Source organism: Anaerolineae bacterium, from assembly GCA_011176535.1.
Lineage (GTDB): Bacteria > Chloroflexota > Anaerolineae > Anaerolineales > DRMV01 > DUEP01.
Genome location: DUEP01000055.1, coordinates 1 through 3,086, shown reverse-complemented (window position 1 = coordinate 3,086; position 3,086 = coordinate 1). Strand labels below are relative to the sequence as shown.

Annotated in this window: 4 protein-coding genes; 3 read left to right on the top strand and 1 reads right to left on the bottom strand. The window is 64.4% G+C overall.

The features are described from left to right. From G4O04_06295 to G4O04_06285, 3 genes are all read left to right on the top strand, one after another. The coding region (locus tag G4O04_06295) for a solute-binding protein (protein HEY58130.1) at positions 1–697 on the top strand (697 nt) is incomplete at its 5' end. 9 nt (positions 698–706) lie between these two features. Further along, entirely contained in the window at positions 707–1,405 is a 699-nt protein-coding gene (locus G4O04_06290; protein ID HEY58129.1) for an ABC transporter permease subunit, read from the top strand. Continuing rightward, positions 1,402–2,532: an ABC transporter ATP-binding protein gene (locus tag G4O04_06285; protein ID HEY58128.1), complete on the top strand. Its 1,131-nt coding sequence runs from the start codon at positions 1,402–1,404 to the stop codon at positions 2,530–2,532. The genes G4O04_06290 and G4O04_06285 overlap by 4 nt, the downstream gene beginning before the upstream one ends. A 70-nt stretch (positions 2,533–2,602) precedes the next feature. Here the strand turns inward: G4O04_06285 and G4O04_06280 are convergent. Then, the coding region (locus tag G4O04_06280; GenBank protein ID HEY58127.1) for a cytochrome c at positions 2,603–3,086 on the bottom strand (484 nt) is incomplete at its 5' end.

Below are 3,086 nucleotides of genomic sequence, written 5' to 3'. Positions count from 1 at the left end.
TCCGTTGTTCGAGAAACAGACCGGGCACACGGTCAAGGTGATCGGCGTGGGGACGGGGGCCGCGCTGCGCATGGGAGAGCGCGGGGATGCCGATGTGCTCCTGGTGCATGCGCCGAAAGCCGAGGAGGCCTTCATGGCCGCCGGTCATGGCGTTGAACGGAAGTATGTCATGTACAACAACTTCATCATCGTCGGCCCCCATGACGACCCGGCGCAAATTCGGGGGATGGACGACGCGGCTGCTGCCCTCAAGCGGATTGCTGAAGCCACAGCGTTGTGGATTTCACGGGGCGATGATTCCGGGACTCACAAAAAGGAAAAAGCTCTCTGGGTGGATGCGGGGCTGGATGTCTCCACCCTGGCCGCTCAGGATTGGTATCAGGAGTCCGGCCAGGGTATGGGGGCCACATTGCGCATCGCTTCGGAAAAGGGCGGGTACACGCTCACTGACCGGGCCACTTACTTGAACTTGCAGGATACGCTGCACCTGGAGATTCTGGTCGAAGGTGACCCGCGCCTGCACAATGTGTATCATGTCATCGTGGTGAATCCGGAGAAACACCCCGGCGTGCACGAGGAAGGCGCCCGGGCCTTTGCCGAGTTCCTGCTTTCGCCGCAGGTGCAGGAGATCATCGCCTCGTATGGCGTGGACAAGTTTGGCCAGCCCCTTTTCCATGTCGGCGGGGCGGATCAGTAGGGAGGGGTTGTGGAGACCCTTTGGCTTGGCCTTCAGGAAGCCGGACGGTTGCTCTGGCACCACGATCCGTATGTGCTGGAAATTACCGCGTTGACCTTGCGGGTCTCGGGAACAGCGACCCTGGTGGCCCTGCTGCTGGGCTTGCCGGTGGGCGTGGCGCTGGCTTTTCTGGATTTTCCCGGCCGGCGGGCGGTGGTCGCGGCCATCAACACGGGCATGGGGCTGCCGCCGGTGGTGGTGGGCCTGGTGGTGGCCCTGTTGCTGTGGCGCAGTGGGCCGTTGGGCTCCTGGGGGCTGATTTACACGCCCACGGCCATGATCATCGCCCAGGCCCTGCTGGCCTGGCCCTTGGTGGCAGGGCTCAGTTTGGCGGCCCTGCAGCAACTGGACCCGCGCCTGCGCTGGCAGTTGTTGGGCCTGGGGGCCTCGACCTGGCAGATGGTGCTGTTGATGCTCTGGGAGACGCGTTTGCTGCTCCTGGCGGCCATCATCGCCGCCTTCGGGGCGGTGATCTCCGAGGTGGGGGCTTCGATGATGGTGGGCGGGAACGTGGCCCATCACACCCGGGTGTTGACCACCGCCACGGTGTTGGAGACCAGCAAAGGGAACTTTGCCCTGGCCATGGCCCTGGGCACCATCTTACTCTTCCTGGCTTACCTGGTGACCTACGCCCTGACCACTTTGCAGCAAAAGGCACGCCGATCATGAATCCCCTGTTGCGCGCCGAAGGCATCCAGGTTCTCCTGGCCAGGCGCACCGTGCTTGCGGTGCCGCAGATCGAGGTCAAGGGGGGAGAGGTTTTCGTCGCCATCGGCCCCAACGGCGCGGGTAAGTCCACCTTGTTGCGCGTGCTGGCCGCCTTGCAGCCCCCGCAGCGGGGGACGTTGTTCTTTCGCGGTCGGCGGGTCTCCTGGCGTCGGGCGCTGGCCTATCGTCGTCGCCTGGCCGTGGTGTTGCAGGAGCCTTTGCTGCTCAGCATGAGCGTGTTTCACAATGTCGCCCTGGGATTGCTCCTGCGTGGCCGGCGGGGGAGACCAGTGCGGCAACGGGTAATGTACTGGCTGGAGCAGTTCCAGGTCGCCTATCTGGCCGAACGCTCCGCCCTGGCCCTTTCTGGTGGCGAGGCCCAGCGGGTGGCGTTGGCGCGGGCCTTCGCCGCGGAGCCGGAAATGCTCTTCCTCGATGAACCGTTTTCGGGACTGGATATGCCTACCCGGTTGGCCATCCTGGCCGATTTGCGGCGGGTTTTGCAAGAGACTGGCCTGACCACCTTTTTGGTGACCCATGACCGGGACGAAGCGTTGGCCCTGGCCGACCGGGTGGCGGTGCTGTTTGAGGGCCGGCTGGCTCAGGTGGGACCTGTGGAAGAGGTGTTCATGCACCCAGCCCACGAGCGCATTGCGGCCTTTGTGGGGGTGGAGAACCGGGTGCCTGCCCACATCGTGGAGCGCGCGAGTGGGCGGGTGCGGGTGCGTTTCCCCTGGGGCGACGAAATCGAGATCGCCGCCTCGGTTTGGTGGAGCGGGGAGGCTTTGGTGTGTGTGCGCCCGGAGGAGATCGAATTGCTCCCGGGCGAGCCTTGTGAGGGGGGGCAGGTCCTGCGGGGGCAGGTGGTGCAAAGCGTGCCCCTGGGCATGCAGGTGCGGGTGGAGGTGGCCGTCGCGGGAGCGATCTGGCGGGTCCTGCTCCCCCGGAGCCATTGGCGACGCCTTGACCTGCGGGAGCGCCGGTCGGTTTGCTTGCGCATCCCACCGGATCGGGCCCATTTGTTGCCCATCCAGCGGGAGGGTGATGAGCCTCCCCAGGACGCTACCCCAGAGCCCCGCGTAGTTTGATGGGTGGGGCAAAAACGAACCCGCGCCCCGGGTAACTCTGGGGGCAGGTTTTCCGTGTGGGAGATGGGGGCTATTTCCCCAGCAGGATGTCCAGGTGTAACTCGGTGTCCTTTTGCCAGGTCTCTTCTTCCAGGTCCTCGATGAGGTCGTTCAGGGACTTGATCAACCCTTCACCCGCACCGGCGTCCTGGGCCGCCTTCAAGGCTGCTTTCAGGTGGGTTTCGCCCCCAGCCTTTTCACCGGCGATGAGGGCGTCGTAGGCTTTCTCTAAGTGAGTGCGCACCTCGTCGGGGATGACCACGGCCGTATCGGCGATGGTCGGGCTGTTGAGGAATTTGGCCAGGATTTCCAGATCCGCATCGCTGATCATGGTCTGGTCGAAGGCGGGCATGTCCTGGGGGTTGGGCGCGTCATTGCGCACCTGGTGGATGATTTCGTCAACAGGCATGTCCACGATGATGGGCCCCTGTTTCCCTTCGTAGTTGGCACCGTGGCAGGCGAAGCAACCCAGTTGGATGTACAGTTGCTTCGTGCGGGCCACCTCGTCAGCCGGG

Excerpts from the sequence above, each read along its gene's own strand:
- G4O04_06285 (HEY58128.1), top strand. The coding sequence starts at position 1,402 with ATGAATCCCCTGTTGCGCGCCGAAGGCATCCAGGTTCTCCTGGCCAGG.